Annotated in this window: 19 protein-coding genes; 17 read left to right on the top strand and 2 right to left on the bottom strand. The window is 48.1% G+C overall.

Going from position 1 to position 17,769, the window contains the following annotated elements; translation table 11 throughout:
- Nucleotides 1–4: 4 nt before the first annotated feature.
- The 8 genes from JXQ28_12790 (at nucleotide 5) to JXQ28_12755 (ending at nucleotide 8,409) form a co-directional block, all read left to right on the top strand.
- On the top strand, nucleotides 5–910 hold the full coding sequence (locus JXQ28_12790; protein ID MBN2278609.1) for a hypothetical protein: 906 nt from the start codon (nucleotides 5–7) through the stop codon (nucleotides 908–910).
- Nucleotides 910–1,497, top strand: coding sequence for an LPS export ABC transporter periplasmic protein LptC (gene lptC, locus JXQ28_12785; protein MBN2278608.1), 588 nt, complete (start codon nucleotides 910–912; stop codon nucleotides 1,495–1,497). The genes JXQ28_12790 and lptC overlap by 1 nt, the downstream gene beginning before the upstream one ends.
- A 158-nt stretch (nucleotides 1,498–1,655) precedes the next feature.
- A complete protein-coding gene (locus JXQ28_12780; GenBank protein MBN2278607.1) occupies nucleotides 1,656–2,564 on the top strand; it encodes a DUF4388 domain-containing protein in 909 nt (302 codons plus the stop codon).
- Nucleotides 2,561–3,211 carry a hypothetical protein gene (locus JXQ28_12775; protein MBN2278606.1) on the top strand — a complete coding sequence of 217 codons (651 nt, stop codon included), beginning with the start codon at nucleotides 2,561–2,563 and terminating at the stop codon, nucleotides 3,209–3,211. Before JXQ28_12780 ends, JXQ28_12775 begins: the two co-directional genes overlap by 4 nt.
- Nucleotides 3,204–3,449 (top strand): hypothetical protein, encoded by a 246-nt coding sequence (locus JXQ28_12770; GenBank protein MBN2278605.1) that lies wholly within the window; start codon nucleotides 3,204–3,206, stop codon nucleotides 3,447–3,449. The genes JXQ28_12775 and JXQ28_12770 overlap by 8 nt, the downstream gene beginning before the upstream one ends.
- Nucleotides 3,450–3,688: 239 nt before the next feature.
- Nucleotides 3,689–6,199: a TIGR03960 family B12-binding radical SAM protein gene (locus tag JXQ28_12765; protein MBN2278604.1), complete on the top strand. Its 2,511-nt coding sequence runs from the start codon at nucleotides 3,689–3,691 to the stop codon at nucleotides 6,197–6,199.
- 3 nt (nucleotides 6,200–6,202) lie between these two features.
- Entirely contained in the window at nucleotides 6,203–7,573 is a 1,371-nt protein-coding gene (rsmB, locus tag JXQ28_12760; GenBank protein MBN2278603.1) for a 16S rRNA (cytosine(967)-C(5))-methyltransferase RsmB, read from the top strand.
- A gap of 35 nt (nucleotides 7,574–7,608) precedes the next feature.
- On the top strand, nucleotides 7,609–8,409 hold the full coding sequence (locus JXQ28_12755) for a PASTA domain-containing protein (protein MBN2278602.1): 801 nt from the start codon (nucleotides 7,609–7,611) through the stop codon (nucleotides 8,407–8,409).
- A gap of 1 nt (nucleotide 8,410) precedes the next feature.
- Here JXQ28_12755 and JXQ28_12750 read toward each other — a convergent pair whose 3' ends face one another.
- Nucleotides 8,411–9,094: a hypothetical protein gene (locus JXQ28_12750; protein MBN2278601.1), complete on the bottom strand. Its 684-nt coding sequence runs from the start codon at nucleotides 9,092–9,094 to the stop codon at nucleotides 8,411–8,413.
- 192 nt (nucleotides 9,095–9,286) lie between these two features.
- On the opposite strand from JXQ28_12750, the gene JXQ28_12745 reads away from it, so the two are divergent.
- Nucleotides 9,287–9,952, top strand: coding sequence for a DUF3365 domain-containing protein (locus JXQ28_12745; protein ID MBN2278600.1), 666 nt, complete (start codon nucleotides 9,287–9,289; stop codon nucleotides 9,950–9,952).
- 105 nt (nucleotides 9,953–10,057) lie between these two features.
- Here JXQ28_12745 and bcp read toward each other — a convergent pair whose 3' ends face one another.
- Complete coding sequence (bcp, locus tag JXQ28_12740) at nucleotides 10,058–10,537, bottom strand: thioredoxin-dependent thiol peroxidase (GenBank protein MBN2278599.1); 480 nt, start codon at nucleotides 10,535–10,537, stop codon at nucleotides 10,058–10,060.
- A gap of 1,227 nt (nucleotides 10,538–11,764) precedes the next feature.
- Between bcp and JXQ28_12735 the strand changes: the two genes are divergently transcribed.
- The 8 genes from JXQ28_12735 to rplS all read left to right on the top strand — a co-directional run bounded on the left by JXQ28_12735 (nucleotide 11,765) and on the right by rplS (nucleotide 17,539).
- On the top strand, nucleotides 11,765–12,676 hold the full coding sequence (locus tag JXQ28_12735; protein MBN2278598.1) for a hypothetical protein: 912 nt from the start codon (nucleotides 11,765–11,767) through the stop codon (nucleotides 12,674–12,676).
- A 252-nt stretch (nucleotides 12,677–12,928) separates the two neighbouring features.
- Complete coding sequence (locus JXQ28_12730; GenBank protein MBN2278597.1) at nucleotides 12,929–13,636, top strand: ribulose-phosphate 3-epimerase; 708 nt, start codon at nucleotides 12,929–12,931, stop codon at nucleotides 13,634–13,636.
- Between the two features lie 93 nt (nucleotides 13,637–13,729).
- A complete protein-coding gene (ffh, locus tag JXQ28_12725) occupies nucleotides 13,730–15,058 on the top strand; it encodes a signal recognition particle protein (GenBank protein ID MBN2278596.1) in 1,329 nt (442 codons plus the stop codon).
- A gap of 23 nt (nucleotides 15,059–15,081) precedes the next feature.
- Nucleotides 15,082–15,435, top strand: a complete 354-nt coding sequence (gene rpsP / locus JXQ28_12720) for a 30S ribosomal protein S16 (GenBank protein MBN2278595.1) — start codon at nucleotides 15,082–15,084, stop codon at nucleotides 15,433–15,435.
- A gap of 64 nt (nucleotides 15,436–15,499) precedes the next feature.
- Nucleotides 15,500–15,730 carry a KH domain-containing protein gene (locus tag JXQ28_12715; GenBank protein MBN2278594.1) on the top strand — a complete coding sequence of 77 codons (231 nt, stop codon included), beginning with the start codon at nucleotides 15,500–15,502 and terminating at the stop codon, nucleotides 15,728–15,730.
- Nucleotides 15,731–16,264 carry a 16S rRNA processing protein RimM gene (gene rimM / locus JXQ28_12710; protein MBN2278593.1) on the top strand — a complete coding sequence of 178 codons (534 nt, stop codon included), beginning with the start codon at nucleotides 15,731–15,733 and terminating at the stop codon, nucleotides 16,262–16,264.
- Nucleotides 16,254–16,997 carry a tRNA (guanosine(37)-N1)-methyltransferase TrmD gene (gene trmD / locus JXQ28_12705; protein MBN2278592.1) on the top strand — a complete coding sequence of 248 codons (744 nt, stop codon included), beginning with the start codon at nucleotides 16,254–16,256 and terminating at the stop codon, nucleotides 16,995–16,997. The genes rimM and trmD overlap by 11 nt, the downstream gene beginning before the upstream one ends.
- Nucleotides 16,998–17,020: 23 nt before the next feature.
- On the top strand, nucleotides 17,021–17,539 hold the full coding sequence (rplS, locus tag JXQ28_12700) for a 50S ribosomal protein L19 (protein MBN2278591.1): 519 nt from the start codon (nucleotides 17,021–17,023) through the stop codon (nucleotides 17,537–17,539).
- The last annotated feature ends 230 nt before the right edge of the window (nucleotides 17,540–17,769 follow it).

The raw sequence follows: 17,769 nt of genomic DNA, 5'->3' as shown, positions 1-17,769 counted from the left end.
TCTCGTGAAAAAATTGAAGAAAATAAAAAACAACCTTGTCTATTATTCTGCCGTTATTTTTATCAGGATTTTTAATCTAATCCCTCGATCTATGGCTATATCGGCCGGGGTCGGGCTGGGTTTTCTGGCCTATCTGGTCAGTGGTCGAGATCGGGCCAAGGCCCGGATGACCCTGAAAATGGTTTATGGGGAAAGGCTTGATAATAAAATGCGACGGCGGATCATCAGAAATTTATATATAAATTTCGGACGAAATCTTATTGAAGTGTTCCGCTTTAAAAAATTTTATCGCCGTCAAATCAGTTCATTGATTGATGTCGAGGGTCTGGAGTATTTTGATAGGGTTTATAAGCGGGGCAAAGGGGTAATAGCCGTGACCGGGCATATCGGAAATTTCGAACTGTTGGCAGTATTTTTTGCCAATTCCGGGTACAAAGCGGCTGTAATCGGTCGCGAAATGTATGATCCGCGTCTTAATCGGTTATTGGTCAATAACCGCGAATCGCTGGGAATTATCAATATCGATACCAGGGACTCACCAAGACGAATATTAAAAGTTCTTAAAGAGGGATGTGCGCTGGGGGTTTTGATTGATACCGATTCGATGAGGGTCCGCTCGGAATTTGTCCCGGCTTTCGGCATACCGGCCTATGCGCCGGTGGGGCAATCGATTATCGGCTTGAAAACCGGGGCCGGATTTGTCCCTATGGCCTGTGTGCGGAATGGTCGACGCTATAAAATTATTATCCGCCCGGAGGTGATAATTGAACGATCCGACGATTTTAAAAAAGATGTGTATAATATTACGGCCCTTTGTACCAGGGCTCTGGATGAGATAATCGACCAGCACAGGGATCAGTGGATCTGGATTCATAACCGCTGGCATACCCGGCCCAAGGAGCCGATATAATGAATATGGCTTTGATAAAGAAACAACTGACCAATGCGGTGATAATTTTTCTTAGTATACTCCTGTCCTGTTCCGAAAAGGATGAAATCAAAGCCCCCGGATCGGCCGAGACCGATTCGGATGGGAAAGAATTGATGCGCCCTGATCAGCAGATTCGGGGAGCCCAGATATTGCTTTATAAAGGTTCGTTGGTAACAACCGATATCCGGGCCGATTATATCGAGAAGTATGATAAACGCGATTCGGCGCTGGCCTGGAAACTCGATGTCCTGTTTTACAACGATCGGGGCGAATTGACATCATCGCTGGTGGCCGACAGCGGTCTGGTCCGGGAGTCGGCCAACTGGATGGTGGCCAACGGGGATGTGGTGGTGATCGGCAAGGAAGACAGCGCCCGGCTGGAGACCCAGCAGTTGTTTTATTACGGGCAATCTGAAACTATCGAAACCGATAGTTTTGTCACCATTTATCAGCGCGGTGATACCCTGCGCGGCTATGGCATGAAAGCCGATCGCGGTCTGAAGAGAGTCAAAATAAAAAGACAGGTCAGCGGGACTTTACAGAATACCGGGGAAATCACCCGCTGATTTGATATCTTCATGATTAGATTCCAACGCCGCAAGAAATCTATATGAGACCCTGATTGCCATCAGAAAGCCCATCGGCCATTTTTCTCCAAAACATTATTTGACAAACAATATGTACATCGTATATTTTCGATTCGAACACTTATTCTGGAGTACAGATGGAACAGGCTTTACAGGGGAAAATCGGACGTTTTACGCTTCCTGAGATATTCCAGCTTGTTGCCAACAGCCGCAAAACCGGGACACTCGGGATTCAGAAAGACGATGACATCGTCATGGTCTATTTCAAAAAGGGGAAAATCATTTACGGCTACGGTCCGCGTCAGACTTTTCACCTGGGTCAGCTTCTAAGGGACAGAGGCCGTCTGACTCAGAATCAGCTTGACGAGGCCGTGGAAATTCAGTCCAGGGAAGCCTCATCGAAAAGACTGGGGCGAATCCTGCTGGACAAAAAATATATCGACCGGGCGGATCTTGAGGCGGTGGTCAGGGAACAGGTCGAGGAGTTGATTTATTCGCTTCTTTCATGGGAGAGCGGAACCTTCAAGTTTTATGAAAACCAGTATCCGACCGAGGAAGAAATCACAGTCGATATCTCGGTTGAGAATGCTATCCTGGAAGGATACCGGCGAATCGATGAGCTGAACCGAATCAAGGAAGCTCTTCCCAATTTCAATTCGGTCCTGACCATCTCGGCCACGCCGCCGGAGCGGCAATCATCGATCTCACTTGATTCCGGTGAATGGAACTTGCTCTCACTGGTCAGTGGTCGGCGCTCGATTAATGAAATTGTCACCATGTCGCCGCTTTCCCGGTTGGATTCGTTACGCAAACTGGCGGCTATGAAGTTGGCCGGGCTGGTGACGACCGCGGGGAGCAAGGAAGATGAAGCCGATCATCTCAAGGTGATGGTCAACCGGGTAAGTCATCTGCTTGAAGAATACCTGGAGGCAAAATCAAAAAATCGGCTGGCCGAAAAAACTACCGTTCAAGCCATCACCAGACCTACCGTCTCACGATTGAAAGAATCCCATATAACCAGCGGAATTATCGAGGACGAAAAGTGAGCCGTCTGGAATCTCTGAAAGAACTCGAGGCGACTCTTGAGCATTTTCTGAGCGGGATCACCGAAACCGAGTCTGAATCTCTTGAAAATTTCAAGCGCATCGATACTCTTGATGGTATTGCAAGGGAATCGTTGCGGGGGCAGTTTGTGGCCAATCAATTGGGTAACTGGTTTGCCACCAACCGGGATCTGCTGGAATCGGGGCGAGTTCAGGAGTCGCGGTTAAATGCCATTGCCAATTTATTGGGCGATATCCGAAGCGGTCTTGATGATTCGGATCCGGAGTCGCAGAAGCTGGCTCACGAAATTGATGAGTGGCGCCAAAAGGGGGTTGTTCCAAAACGCAAACTGGTATTGAAATTCAAACCGAAACAGGGTGAGATCAATCTGGTGGAAAAATATACAACTCTCTTAGCCAAGGAAACCGAATTTCTCGATTCCGGCGAGTTTGAGGGGCAGCATCTGCTGTCCTCGCTCGATGATATCTTGAAATCGGCGGCGGCCAAGGATGACGGGGACATGTTCTATTTGCATCTGGCCGGCTCGATCATCTATTATTTGAAGATAAATGGTTACAAGGTAACACCTTACGCAAAACGCCTGAAAGAGATTGAAAAGCGCAGGATGGGCTTGATCAATGTTGAGTGATGCGGAAAAGGCTTATTTCAGAGGTCTGCAGGCATTAAAAGAAAGACAATATCGCGCCGCGGCAGGTTTTTTTAAATCGGCCGAAAATCAGTTGGCGGATAACCTCGAATTGCGTATATTAAAAGAGACAACCGAGCTTTTGCTGGCTGTCAAAGATGAGATTTTTGAAACTGAAAATGATCGAATTGAGATTGAGGAGATATTGATCCATGGCCAAGAAACAGAGCTTCGCGGATAAGGCCTCCAAGAAAAAACATGTTATGACCTGCCCGATATGCGAACAGCCGATCAGTTTTGTCAAATATGCCAAAGCTGAAAAGTCGGAACGTGGGTGGAGATTCAGGACCATCAATGTCGGTGTGTGTAAATGTAACCATTCCGAAGTTTATGGATAAAAACTGAAGAGTTGCCTATAAATCCCGCTTAATTTCCAAATAAGCGGGAATTTTTTTATATCGTCAGAATATGCAGCACCTGTTGGAAAAAAAATTCTTTCCTTTTGTCATGAAGCCCGGCCGCTACACCGGCGGGGAACCGGGCCAGTTTGTTAAGTCCCACGAAAATCATTTTCGGTTGGCTCTCGGGTATCCCGACAAGTACGATATCGGAATGTCGTATCTTGGGTTGCAAAACCTGTACAGCATCGTCAATGCCGATGAGCGATTTCTATGCGAGAGATTTTTCGCGCCGGATATTGATGCCGAAGCGGTAATGCGGCGTGAGAATATTCCCTGCTTCACCCTGGAATCATTTACGCCGTTGAAGGAATTTGATCTGGTCGGATTCACCTTGGCCTACGAGATGACCTTCACCAACGTCCTCAATATTCTTGACCTGTCCGGTATCCCGCTTCGGGCAGTCGATCGAACCGATCATGATCCGCTGGTTATTGCCGGTGGCCCGGTGGTCCACAATCCCGAGCCGACGGCGGCCTTTTTTGATATGTTTCATATAGGCGACGCCGACGAAAATATCCTGCGATTACTCGAGGTGTTGAATGATTCCGAAAGTTTGAATCGTATCGAAAAACTGGAACGGGTTGTCAGGGAGGTTTCTTCTATTTATGTCCCGCACTTCTATGATGCCGAAACGCGCCGTCCTTTATTTGATTTCGTGCCGTCAAAGATTAAGAGCTGTCGTATTAAAAAACTGGAAGGTATCCAGTATACTGCCAGACCGATTGTACCTTTCATAGAGATTGTGCATGACAGATTAACGGTCGAGATTATGCGGGGTTGCCCGCGCGGTTGCCGTTTTTGCCAAGCATCGGCAATTTATAAACCGGTTCGACCCAGAGAAAAAGAAGATATCATCAGGCAGGTAAAAAACCAGATTGAACAGACCGGCCATGATGAGGTTTCTCTTTTGTCTTTGTCGTCGAGCGATTACCCGGACATTATCCCTTTGACCATTCAATTGTCGCGAATGCTTGAAGAATTAAAAATCGCCCTGTCGTTACCATCGCTGAGACCAGGGACATTCACCCAGCAATTGGCCGAAGCGGTCAAGACCACACGAAAAACAGGATTGACTTTTGCCCCCGAGGCGGGAACTGAAAGGCTGCGGGCTGTCATCCGCAAGGATATCACCGATAAAGATTTAATGGATACCATCAGCCTGGTGTTTAAGAATGGCTGGAAATTGGTAAAGCTGTACTTCATGATCGGACTGCCGACCGAGACTGATGAGGATGTTGAGGGTATTGTTCACCTGATTCGTCAGGCGGTTACGATTGCCAAAAACGGCACGGGTAAATACACTATCAATGTCACCATCTCGCCGTTCTCTCCCAAATCGCATACTCCCTTCCAGTGGGATGAACAGGCTACGCCTGAAGAAATAAGACGCAAGAACGATTATATAAAGCGAAATGTCAGAAGTAGCTTGGTCAATATCAAACTCCGCGACCCCGAACTGCCGTTTATTGAGGGAATTATGGGCCGCGGCGGGCGGGAGTTGGCAGAGGTCATCGAAACCGCTTTCAAAACGGGTGCCCGATTCGATGGCTGGTCGGAGAATTTTAAATTCAAATTGTGGATGGAGGCCTTTCGCAAACATGGTCTCGATCCCTACGATTATATGAAAGGCCGATCCTTTTCGTCGGAATTGCCTTGGTCGCATATTGAGATGCAACAATCGGTTGAATATTTAATTAAGGAGCGTAACCGTACCTCGACTTTGCTTAAGGAACAGAAAAAACATGTTCCACCTTTGATTTCCCCGGACAGCGATCCGGACGAGGACGATGGATTCGGCCGCGGGCGGAAAAAATTAACTCCGCGATCAACCTCGATTCCCACCAAAAGTAAGGTTCGGGTGCGCTGGGGAAAACGGGGTTTGACTCGATTTCTCTCTCATCTCGATAATGTCCGGGTTTTTGAGAGGGCTATTCGTCGAAGCCGAATGCCGGTGGAATATTCACTTGGTTTTCATCCGCATATGAAACTATCGTTTGGTCCGCCGCTGCAACTGGGTTATATGTCGGAGGCGGAATATTTCGATATTCAACTTGAACGCCCCTTTTTGCCATCGATGGCCGATCGGCTGGACGAATGTCTCCCGGATGGTTATTATATTATTAAGGCTATGTCGATAATAGACAGCAAGCAGTCACTGTCAGCGAGACTTAACAGGGCGGTTTATGAGGTGATAGTCGAAGGCGACGGAAGCATTCCGGAGAAAATCAATAATCTGATGAATCGGGAAACAGTCGAAATTAATCGGGAAACAAAGACGGAGATTAAGACAGTAGATATCAGATCGGCCGTTTTCAAAATCGACTATCTCCAGAAAGGGACAATTGATCCGGGGTCGGCTGGAATTATTCTCGAACTGGGAGTTGGTACGGCTGGTTATGCCCGGCCATCGGAGGTAATTGCGGCCGCTGGCTTGGTAAATGCTTCAGCTATCCCGGCTTTGAAAATTGTCCGCAAGGATTTACTGTATCTTGATGATCAGGGTAATCGGTTAACACCGATGGAGTTTTAAGCTGTGTCAGGAGTCAGAAAGAAAATCACCCATGACCCGGTTCGTGGTGCCGTGGTGGAAATTCTGGGACTGGTAGAGAGTGGCAAATTTACCGCCGATGAGGCAATTGCCATGGCTATTAAAAACCAGGAATTCACATCCCTCGATATTCGCTTTATTCGACAGCTGGTTAATGGAACCATAAAAATGAAACGTCGGCTGGATCATGATATCCGTTTCTTTCTGAGTAAACCATCGGAGAAAATGTCACAGCGTCTGATCGATATTCTGCGTCTCGGTTTTTATCAGCTCTTTTTTACGGAACGGATTCCGGCCGCGGCGGCCGTATCGGAATCAGTCAACCTGACTCATCATTTTTGTGATGCTCCCCGGGCGCGATTGGTCAATGCCGTTTTGAGAAATGCCCTGAGGTACCCCGAAAGAGTGGTTTTTCGTAAGAAGGAGGATGATCCGGTTGCCTACCTGGGTAGTTTCTATTCATATCCCGACTGGTTCGTCGGGTACTGCCTTGATGAATTCGGTTTTGAGGAAACGACCGTCCTTCTGGAAAACATGAATCGCCCGCCGTCAATATCTTTTCGGGCCAATGTCTTCAAGGCCAAACCGGAGCAGGTGGCAGAGATGCTGGATAAGGAAAGTATCAAGTACACCCGGGGTAATTATCTTCCAGAATTCTTTCACCTCGAAGAAGGACCGCTTCCTCTTGAAGAACAGTTAATTAAAACCGGCAAAATTTATATCCAGGATGAATCGGCGGCCATGGCGATTCGGCTTTTGAATCCGAAAACCGGGTTAAATGTTCTTGATCTGGCGGCCGCTCCCGGCGGAAAAACATCTTATGCCGCGGTAAGGATGCATAATAAAGGAATGATAACGGCTGTGGATAAATCCCGGGCCAGGCTGGAATTGCTGATAGACAACTGCAAAAGACTTGGAGTCAAAAATGTCAATCCGGTTCTGGCCGATAACCTGGAATTCAAAGGCGGCCCATTCCACCGGGTTATTATTGATGTCCCCTGCAGCGGCTGGGGTAACGCCGGTAAACATAGTGACCTGCGCTGGTCCAAAGACGAGGATACGATCAAAAAGCTGTGTAATGTCCAGAGGATGATGATCGATAAGGCGGCCAAACTGGTGCGGCCGGGCGGAGTTCTGGTTTATTCAACCTGTACCATCGTTCGCAGGGAAAACGATGAGATTGTCGAAGAATTTTTGCTTCGCAACAACGACTTTGAACTGGAATCCGCGGGCGAATATTATAACAGTGAGGTTGTTTCCGAGCGAGGTTTTCTGAAAACGTATCCGAACATTCCCAATCTATCCGGCTCTTTTGCGGCCCGGCTGAAAAAAAAGCCGACACCGAAAAAAAGTTGATGACCTTTTATCATTAAAATTGTAACATTTGATATATGGTACAGCCAAGACGACGATCAACATCGGAGCCGGGTAAAAGCTGGTATCAAACCCATTTCCCGACTGGCAGCAGGCAGAGGAAAGCGGTTAACTTTATCATAATTCCGATTGCGGCGCTTCTGGTTCTGTATTTTTTCTTCGACTCCATCTTCATGCCGCTGGTGACGCGGCATGGCAGTGAGTTTGAGCTTCCGGATATTATCGGTTACCGGAAGGATGCCGCCGAGGAAATGCTGACATTGATGGATTTGGATACAGAAGTCACCTCCGAAGAATACCATGCCGATAAACCGGAGGGAACGGTTCTTTCTCAGTATCCGCCAGCCGGGACAATGGTCAAATCGGGACGGATAATCAAGGTGGTTGTTTCGAGCGGCCAGAAACTGGTCGAGGTGCCGCCGCTGGGCGGGTTCTCGGTCCGGCAGGCCAAGCTCAATATCGAAGCCGCCAACCTGGTGCTGGGAGATATCGCCTGGACTTTTTCCGATTCGCTTCCCGAACGGGTGGTGGTGTTCGCTTACCCCGCTTCGGGAACCATGATCCCGATCGGCTCACAGGTCAACCTGATGGTCAACCGCGGCAGTCTCTCGGGGATTGTCTTCATGCCCAAGCTGGTGGGGCACTCGCTCGAGGAAGCGGTGGCGATCCTGCATAACCTGGGACTAAAAGTGGGTCTGGTGACCCATGTTCGCGATGAAAACTACCTGCCCGAAACCGTCCTGGAGCAGTCGGTCGAAGAAGCCACCGAACTGGAGCAGGGTGAAGAGATCGACCTGAAGGTTTCGACCACCGAATAAATCAATTAAAAGCTCGGAAAACCACCCCGATCGAGAATAGCACGGTTCGCATATCGTATTTATTGGTTTCGGTATATTCCTCGAGGGTGGAAAAATTGTAGACATTGGTTTTGACCGATGGATGGGCGTGAAGATAGCGGGAATCCAAGAAGATGGAAATCCGGCGGCTGATTTTAAATTGACTTCCGGCCCGCACATTGAGGGTCAATCCCGAGCCATATTTATAAACCTTATGACCCACGGTTTCATCGTATGGTCCCATCACCGGCGGCCAGGGTGATTCATCGGTGGTCCAGGAATTGTAATAGAAGGTCAATCCTCCGCCAAGATAGGGTTTAAAACGGCCGATTTCCGGCCGGATCAGGGCATCAAGATCAACCTGGGCCGAGACGAACGGTTTGTCGTCAAGATAAGGAGTGTGCAGCCGGGACCAGTTCAGATACAATCCCGAATTGATTATCAATGGAGAAAAGCGGACATAATCGATAAGAAAATCACCTCCGAGACCATGCCGGACATCATGCGTCCCGGTACCGGTCAGGAAAGCCAGCCCGAATTCATAATAAGCATGCGAGGATCCATCGTCACGTTCTGCCGAATACACCGGCGGCGGTTCCTTGACTGCCGGCTGGGTTCCTTTGATATCACCGGCCCGAACCACCGATGCCAAAAGAAAGCAACCCATCACAATTGCCAATAATAAAAGGCTTTTGGTATTTTTCGATTTATTCATCATGTGCTTAATACCTTTTATCAGATTGAATCTAAATTCCCGATCATGTTTTGTCAATATTACTGCGGCGGTTATTTTTTTACATTGAATTTATAGGACAATTGAGCATATTGATTACAAATCAAGCCAGCGTGGAGATTAATTATGAAAAAGATCAGTTTATATCCAGTGATTATTCTATTTTGGACCGCCTTTCTGTTTTCCGGTTGCGGTACGAAGGATAAGAGCGACAGGGATAAAGAGATCGAGCAAAAGAGAGAAAGCGGTGAATATGCCGATGCGACCATGTTGAAGAAGGCGGCGGATAAGGAGATTGAATCATTCATGTTATCCCTCAAGTATTCCCTGAACGAGGCCATCCGCGAAGGGGGACCGGTCAGGGCGATCGGAGTTTGCAGTGAGGCGGCCCCGGAAATTGCCATGGCCCATGCGCGGGAGGGATGGCAAATCTGGCGTTTGACCGACCGCAGTCGTAACCCGAACAACCAGGTCAATGATCTCCAGCATGATATCCTGTACGAATTCGCCGAAGCAGGTTCTGCTCCGCCGTTCGTGATCGAGTGGAAAGAGGAAATGGGCCAAAGGAAATTCTATTATTATAAGCCGATTTATACCGATAAACTTTGCCTTAACTGCCATGGGGTCAAAGAGAGTATGAAGCCGGAGACGGTGGCGAAGCTGATGGAATTGTATCCCGATGATCAGGCCACGGGGTATTATGCCGGGGAATTGCGGGGGATGTTTATGGTGGAGGTGGACTGGCCCAAAGGCAAAGTCCTGGCCGAAAAACTGGCCGGGGACAGCCTGTGAACCGGGCTCTGCCATATTTATCCGGTTATTAAAGAGATAATCTGATTTGAGTAAACCCGGGTCAAAGACCCGGGCCATCCGGACGATATTTCCATACAAGTTCAATTATCCGGCCAGTTCGGTCAACTTCTCTCTCACCTTTTCGGCATGACCGGCCGCTTTAACCCCGGTCCATGACTGAGCGATTTTGCCATCGGGGTCGATCAGAAAGGTGCTTCGGATGACGCCTTTGACTTCTTTACCGTACATTTTCTTGGTACCATAGGCACCGTATTTTTCCAGCACTTTGCGATCGGGGTCGCTTAACAGGGTGATTTTGAGATTCTGTTTGGCGATGAATTTCCGGTGGCTTTCGGTTGAATCGGGCGAAACTCCCAGAACCACGGCCTCAAGATTTTCGAAATCTTTCAAACCGCCGGTGAACTCACAGGCCTCGGTGGTACATCCGGGGGTGTTGTCTTTGGGGTAAAAATAGAGCACGACCCATCGGCCGTTATAATCACTCAATTTGATTTTATTATCATCCTGATCGGGCAGGGTGAAAGCCGGGGCTTTGGTTCCGGTTTTGGGGATATTATCGGGCATCGGTTAATCCTTCTTTTAAAGACATAACAATTATAAGTAAGGATAACAAAATAAGTCGTGAAAGGTTCATAATTTGTACGACTCGTCGGCAAAAATGGGTTCGTTTTATCCGTTTGTTTTTTTCCCATAGCATAGCGGCCGGATCGGCGACAAGGCGAATTCGTTATCCCGGGCCTAAAGACCCGGGCCATTCGGGCAAATGGGTTCGTTTCATCCTCCGGAATTTTTTTTGTGCGGTATTATTATTAAAAGGGCCATGAAATGGGTTCGTTTTGTCAGTAAAAAAGTTTTCAGGCGGATTCGGTATAGAGCTGATGGATATTTCGACGGCGGTAGTAATGGTTGTTTCGGTTTTCATACAAATCGGGACGGGGTATGGATTAGGGGTAAAGCGGTGGGGAAAAGCGGGGAATTATTATATTGTGAAAGAAGCCGTTTTTTTGAGTGGCAAGCCTTGATTTTAGATTAATGTATTGTTGGACAACAAAATATAAGATTGGGGAAAAATATAATTATTCTTGCTTATTAAAGGATTCAGCATTATCTTTTAATGAATCCAGATAGATTAAAATTCCTTTAATTTGATAACAGAGGTATTGTGAAGCGTAAAACAGGTGATTACGTGACCGTATGCCGCTCGCGGTATAATCATCGTTAAACATGTTTTGAATCAAATAAGTAGATAAACCGAGCTTTATAAAATAAATTATTTCCTTGCAATTTGCCCGGCCAGGAATTATATTAGTGTATAATTCTACTGATAATGCTCACCAGTTTCGACACCTGAATTAAGACATTCATATAATTTATCAATAATCCAGGAGTCCCGGAATTTGCGGTATTTTGGGCGATTCCGGAGGGGAGAAGACTCCGAATGAATCGTCGGATGATTGAAAAAAACCGATTCATTTGCTTTAATGTTACTTTACCCACCCGGATGGGTGGGCTACAAGATTGTAGGGTAAACTACACACCGGAATAATCGGAAGGGTAAAATTAATAACTGACTTGAAAGGAGGTAGAAAAGTAATAATATCATCATAGGGGTAGAAATATCGTGATATCGTGAGAGTGCAATAATCAAGTATTTTTGGTTCGTCACCAAAATGAATATTTGCAAAAATGGCCTTACTTATTGCAGTTAAAAGAACAGAAGTTAATAAGCATTCTTACAAATTCCGGTTTTAAACCGGGGACAATTTCTGCAATTTATCAAGTGGAGGAACCATGAAAAGAGTATTGATGGCACTATTAGGCATTATCATCCTGCTCACGCCGGTAATATCACTGGCCAGGGATTACGCGACAAGTTGCGGGGACGTCAACAACTCCGGCAGTGTCAATATTATGGATGCGACATATCTTGTGCATTACCTTTATCATGATAGTGCAGCACCGGATTGCGGAGATTCCTATGCGGGTCTGTGCGGCGATGTTGATAATTCCGGTGGTGTTAATATCCTTGATGCTACATATATAATAAAATGGCTGTATTTTGATAGTGCGGCACCCGACTGCGGTGAAACAGGAGTCCTCACAGATATAGATGATAACGTCTATCAAACAGTTAAAATTGGTGACCAGTGGTGGATGGCGGAAAATCTTAAAGTAACCCATTACAGTAATGGTGATTCCATACCAAATGTTACGGATAGTGGTGCTTGGCTAGCTCTTGCCACGGGAGCATATTGCAATTATGATAATGATGAGAGTATTGTCACTACTTATGGTCGGTTATATAATTGGTATGCGGTGGATGATGGCCGGAATTTGGCTCCGATAGACTGGCATGTACCAAGTGATAATGAATGGATGCAGTTGGAAATGTATTTGGGTATGAGTCAGGCTCAAGCCAATTCAACTGAATGCAGGGGAACAGATGAGGGAGGAAAATTAAAAGAAATCGGTACCATGCATTGGTTATCTCCCAACACTGGAGCCACCAATGAAAGCGGGTTTAATGCACTTCCGGGCGGTTATCGTGCTGACTTTACGGGTTATTATGAAATTATGGGTTACGGTGCCTTTTATTGGTCTTCCTCGGTAATGTACCGTCACTTATATTACAATTTATCCGGTATTATTCGTTTGAATTACCCAGCGCAAGGAGGTTTTTCGGTCCGCTGTATTGCTGATTGACTGGTGGTCTGACAATCGGCATTAAGGAAAGATACATTTGAATTGACCATTAAAAGGCGGCTTTTTATGGCCGCCTTTTGCTTTAATATTACGTTACCCACCCGTTGGGTGGGCTACAAAATTTTTAGAAAAGCTACAGGCTGAATAGACGGGCGCTCACTGGTGATAAGGGCAGGCGTCTACCGCCCACGGAATAACAGGTAATATTTCTTCTGGATTTCATCTTACATAAGTTATATAATTATCTCAGCTATGCTGAAGATTGCGCCGTCCATACTCGCCGCCGATTTCTCGCGACTCGGCGAACAGATCAAAGCCGCCGAAAAAGCCGGGGCCGATATGATTCATCTGGATATCATCGACGGCCATTTCGCGCCCAATATCTCGTTCGGGGCGGCTATCTCGAAAATGTCGAAAAATACCACCCGTCTGCCGCATGACGCTCATCTGATGGTCACCGACCCGGAAAACTGGGTTGATGATTATCTGAAAATGGGCGCCGAATATATCACTTTTCATATTGAAATAGGCGGCAAGGCCCATCCTCTGGGCGAGCGGCGATGGGTTTATGTTGTTGACGGACAAGTTGATAAAGCAAGAGTTGAGAATCTTATCCAGCGGATAAAAGAGGGTGGTTCCAAAGCCGGGTTGACCCTGAATCCCCCCACGGAATTTGAGTATGCCATCCCGTTTCTGGATAAGATCGATCTTTTACTGCTGATGTCGGTCAATCCGGGGTTTTCCGGGCAGAGATTTATCGACAGTGTTTACGACAAACTGGCATCAGCCGATAAATACCGCCGGGGAAACGACCTTCATTACGAAATAATGGTTGATGGCGGGGTGGATATGGACAACGCCGGAAAGCTCCATTCGATGGGGGCGGATATTCTTGTCAGCGGCTCCTCATTTTTCTTATCCCCTGATTATACCCAGTTTATCTGGAAGATAAAGTCCTAGAAAATCGCTTGCCATTTCGGGGCGATTATATATATTTGCTGTCTGCCCAATAGGGAAATTATGCCTATTGGGGAAGGGTTAATTATTGTTAATATGTTTGGTGAACTGACAGAAAAATTCGATGATATTTTCAAGCGTCTTCGCGGCGCGGGAAAATTGACCGAGAAGAATATCAAAGATGCCTTGCGGGAGGTCCGCCGGGCGCTTCTTGAAGCCGATGTCAACTATAAAGTTGTCAAGGATTTCGTCAGACAGGTCGAGGCTCTTGCCGTCGGCGAAAAGGTGCTCAAGTCGATCGAGCCGGGTCAGCAGATAATCAAGATTGTCAGTGATGAGCTGGTAAAAGTGCTGGGCGAGAAAGCCGAGCCGCTGGCCAGTCTGGACCGGTCGCCGGCAGTTTTTATGATTTGCGGATTGCAGGGTTCGGGCAAGACGACTCTTTCGGGCAAACTGGCGCTTTATGCCAAACGCAAAAACAAGAAATCGCTCCTGGTGGCCGCCGATATATACCGTCCCGCGGCCGTCAAGCAACTGCAATTGCTGGGCAAGTCGATAGATGTCGAGGTGTTTCATCTCGATGGTAAAAAGCCGCCGGAGATTTGCGCCGAGGCCAGGAAGTATGCCGAGAAAAATTTCGTCGACCTGATTATTCTGGATACCGCGGGCCGTCTGCATATCGATGAAGAATTAATGCAGGAGCTCGAGGAGATCAAGGCGAGGGTGAAACCGGACGAGATGCTTCTGGTGGCCGATGCGATGACGGGGCAGGACGCGGTTAATCTGGCCGAGCAGTTTCACGGCCGTCTCGGTCTGACCGGGGTAGTGCTGTCCAAGCTTGATGGTGATGCCCGGGGCGGGGCGGCGATTTCAATTCGCGCTGTCACCGGCTGTCCGATAAAAATGGTATCGACGGGTGAAAAGCTGTCCGATCTGGAGCCGTTCCATCCGGAACGAATGGCCTCGCGGATTCTGGGAATGGGCGATATCGTGACGCTGGTCGAGAAAGCCCAGCAGACGATCGATATCGAAAAGGCCGAGAAACTTCAGGAAAAGCTGAAAAAGAATGCCTTCACGCTCGAAGATTTTTACGATCAGATGCAGCAGATCAAGAAGATGGGCCCGCTGGAGTCGCTGATGGGGATGATTCCGGGGATGGGCAAGGCTCTCAAAGGGGTGCAGATCGACGAGCGGGGGATGAGCCGGGTGGAGGCGATAATACAATCCATGACGGCCGAGGAACGGCGGCATCCGAATATTATCGACGGAAGCCGGAAAGGCCGGGTAGCCGGCGGTTCGGGCACCTCGGTCCAGGATGTCAATCTGCTGTTGAAGCAGTTTTTCGCCATGCAGAAGATGATAAAAAACGTAAGTAAATTCAAGATGAAGGGTTTGCCGAAAGGCAGCTTCCCTTTCAAAGGGTGACCTATTGATGGAGGTAACGACAATTGGCAGTACGGATTAGACTGAAACGTTTGGGTGCCAAGAAGAGACCGACGTACCGCTTTGTGGCGACTGATTCCCGCATGCCCCGTGATGGACGCTTTATCGAGACGCTGGGTTATTACAGCCCGATTGAGAAGCCGGCCCGGGTGACAATATTCGAAGAGCGGATGATTCACTGGCTGGAACAGGGAGCTTTGCCCTCGGACACCGTCGCCACGCTGATGAAGCAGGTGGGATTCTGGAAGAAGTATGAGATGAAGCAGAAGGGTGAGGATATTTCGGAAGTCACTCTCTCCGAGACCATAACCGAGCGCACCAAGAAACGCAAAAGCAAGAAAAAAGCCAAAACGGAATAGTGTTGTGGTGTAAACTACCAGGGGTTAATCTAAACCGGAAACCGAATCTACAAGGGAGATTGAAGTGAAAGATTTCATCGAAACCATCGTCAAAGCACTGGTTGATAATCCTGATGAAGTGGACCTGACCGAGGTCCAGGGCTCACGGACGACAGTATATGAACTTCGGGTCGGCGCCGGCGACCTGGGCAAAGTAATCGGCAAACACGGTCAGACGGCCAAATCGATTCGAACCCTGATTGCGGCTATTTCAGCCAAGAAGGGCAAACGTGCCGTTCTGGAGATTCTTGAGTAGTTGAGTAAACGACCGGAATATATCGTTGTCGGCCGGTTTGGCCGGCCGCGAGGTGTCTCCGGGGATATATATGTGGTTCCATTGTCGGACAATCCGGAACGCTTTGAAAAAGGGGGGATATTCTGGATTGACAAGGACGGCGATCGGAAGGAACTGGAGATTGCTTCTTTCGGAATGATCTCCGGGAAAGTGGTCGCCAGAGTAAAAGGAATTGACAGCCCCGAACAGGCCAGGAAGTTGACCGGTCTCTATGTGCACATAAAAGGGGCGGAACTGGAGGAGTTGCCGGAAGGAAATTATTACTATTTCGATCTAATCGGGTGCCGGGTGGAAGATATCGGGGGCAAAAAACTCGGCGAGATAATCGAGGTGGAATATTTTCCGGCCAATGATATCTGGGTGGTGGAGGGGCCGGAAGGGAAACGGCATATGTTTCCGGCGGTGCGGCAGTTTATTGAGAAGGTTGATATAGAGAAAAAACTGGTAATATTGAATCCACCGGAGGGTATCTTTGACTCACCGGCTGAGGATTGAGATAGTCACGCTTTTCCCGGCGTATTTCGATTCGGTTATCAGCCAGTCGATAATCGGCCGGGGAAAGGATAAAGGGTTCTTTGACATCCGAATAATCGACCTGCGGGATTTCACGACCGACCGTCACCGCACCGCCGATGATACGCCGTACGGCGGCGGCGGCGGGATGGTGTTGAAAGTGGAACCGTTGTACAATTGCCTGAAAGCGCTGGGGTATGAAAAATCCGGTCGAGAGAGAGAAAAGATAATTTTGACCTCGGCGGCGGGACGACGGTTCGACCAGCCGACGGCGGTAGCCTATTCACTCCTGGAGAGGTTGACCATAATCTGCGGTCATTACCTGGGAGTGGATGAGCGGATTATGGAGCTTTTCGAGATCGAGGAAGTATCGATCGGTGATTATGTCCTGACCGGGGGCGAGGGGGCGGCGGCGGTGATGCTGGATGCCGTGACGCGTTTGATTCCCGGTGTCCTGGGCAATTTCGAGTCGGCCATGTATGACTCGCACACCGAGAAACTGCTCGGCGCCCCGGTGTATACCCGGCCCGAGGAATTTATGGAACTGAAGGTCCCGGAGGAACTTCAAAGCGGAAACCACAGGTTGATTGAACGGTACCGAAAGAGAGAGTCGATAAGAAAAACATTTATGAACCGTCCCGAATTACTGGACGAAGTCGAACTGGAAAAAGAAGACGCTGATTATATAGAGCAGCTCAAAAAGAGACGAAAATAATGCTAAGATGAGAGGATAGACCCATGAAACGGTTAGCGCAAATCGAAAGAAACTTCATGAAGGATACGGTCCCCGCCTTCAAGGCCGGTGATACGGTTAAGGTTCATGTGAAAATCAAAGAGGGTGACAAAGAACGTATTCAGGTTTTTCAGGGAACGGTTATCGGCCGCCGCGGTTCGGGAACCGGGGCGACTTTCACGGTTCGCAAGATGTCGTCGGGAATCGGGGTCGAGAGGATATTTCCGCTTCACTCGCCGAATATCTCTAAAATTCAGCGGATTCGTCAGGGTAAGGTACATCAGGCGAAATTGTACTACCTGCGCGGATTGACCGGTAAATCGGCCCGTATCGCCGAGAAGCTGGAGGAGAAGACGATAACCGAGACCAAGACCAAGAAAGCCAAAACCCGGGGCAAGGGTGCCAAGGCCGAAAAGCCGGTGAAAGAGGAAGAAGCGGCTCTGGCGGCCCAGGAAGCAGCCGAGGTTGAAGAAACCGCCGAAGAAACGGTAGAGGAAACAACCGAGGAGAATAACGAGAAATAGAAATATTAGATTAATATTTTTAAAACCCGCCCGGTAAGAGGCGGGTTTTTTTATGAAATGCGGTCTGGATTGACAGGAAAAGGGAATAGGAATGATTGGAAGAAGGCGGAAAGAGTAAAAAAAGATTGCGGTAGCAAATGAGGAGGTCTGCCACTTACGAAAATATTCAAAGTTCCCTCTCGAGAGGGGATTCAGGGGTGTGTCAAGCAGATTGGATAACACACCCTGTC

Source organism: Candidatus Zixiibacteriota bacterium, from assembly GCA_016933955.1.
Taxonomy (GTDB): domain Bacteria; phylum Zixibacteria; class MSB-5A5; order GN15; family PGXB01; genus JAFGTT01.
This window is presented reverse-complemented; position numbering and strand designations above follow the sequence as displayed.

Bases quoted from the DNA above. Each gene is read 5' to 3' on its own strand.
- lptC (MBN2278608.1), top strand. From the start codon at position 910: ATGAATATGGCTTTGATAAAGAAACAACTGACCAATGCGGTGATAATT.
- JXQ28_12780 (MBN2278607.1), top strand. From the start codon at position 1,656: ATGGAACAGGCTTTACAGGGGAAAATCGGACGTTTTACGCTTCCTGAG.
- JXQ28_12755 (MBN2278602.1), top strand. From the start codon at position 7,609: ATGGTACAGCCAAGACGACGATCAACATCGGAGCCGGGTAAAAGCTGG.
- JXQ28_12750 (MBN2278601.1), bottom strand. From the start codon at position 9,094: ATGGGTTGCTTTCTTTTGGCATCGGTGGTTCGGGCCGGTGATATCAAA.
- JXQ28_12745 (MBN2278600.1), top strand. From the start codon at position 9,287: ATGAAAAAGATCAGTTTATATCCAGTGATTATTCTATTTTGGACCGCC.
- bcp (MBN2278599.1), bottom strand. From the start codon at position 10,537: ATGCCCGATAATATCCCCAAAACCGGAACCAAAGCCCCGGCTTTCACC.
- JXQ28_12735 (MBN2278598.1), top strand. From the start codon at position 11,765: ATGAAAAGAGTATTGATGGCACTATTAGGCATTATCATCCTGCTCACG.
- JXQ28_12730 (MBN2278597.1), top strand. From the start codon at position 12,929: ATGCTGAAGATTGCGCCGTCCATACTCGCCGCCGATTTCTCGCGACTC.
- ffh (MBN2278596.1), top strand. From the start codon at position 13,730: ATGTTTGGTGAACTGACAGAAAAATTCGATGATATTTTCAAGCGTCTT.
- rplS (MBN2278591.1), top strand. From the start codon at position 17,021: ATGAAACGGTTAGCGCAAATCGAAAGAAACTTCATGAAGGATACGGTC.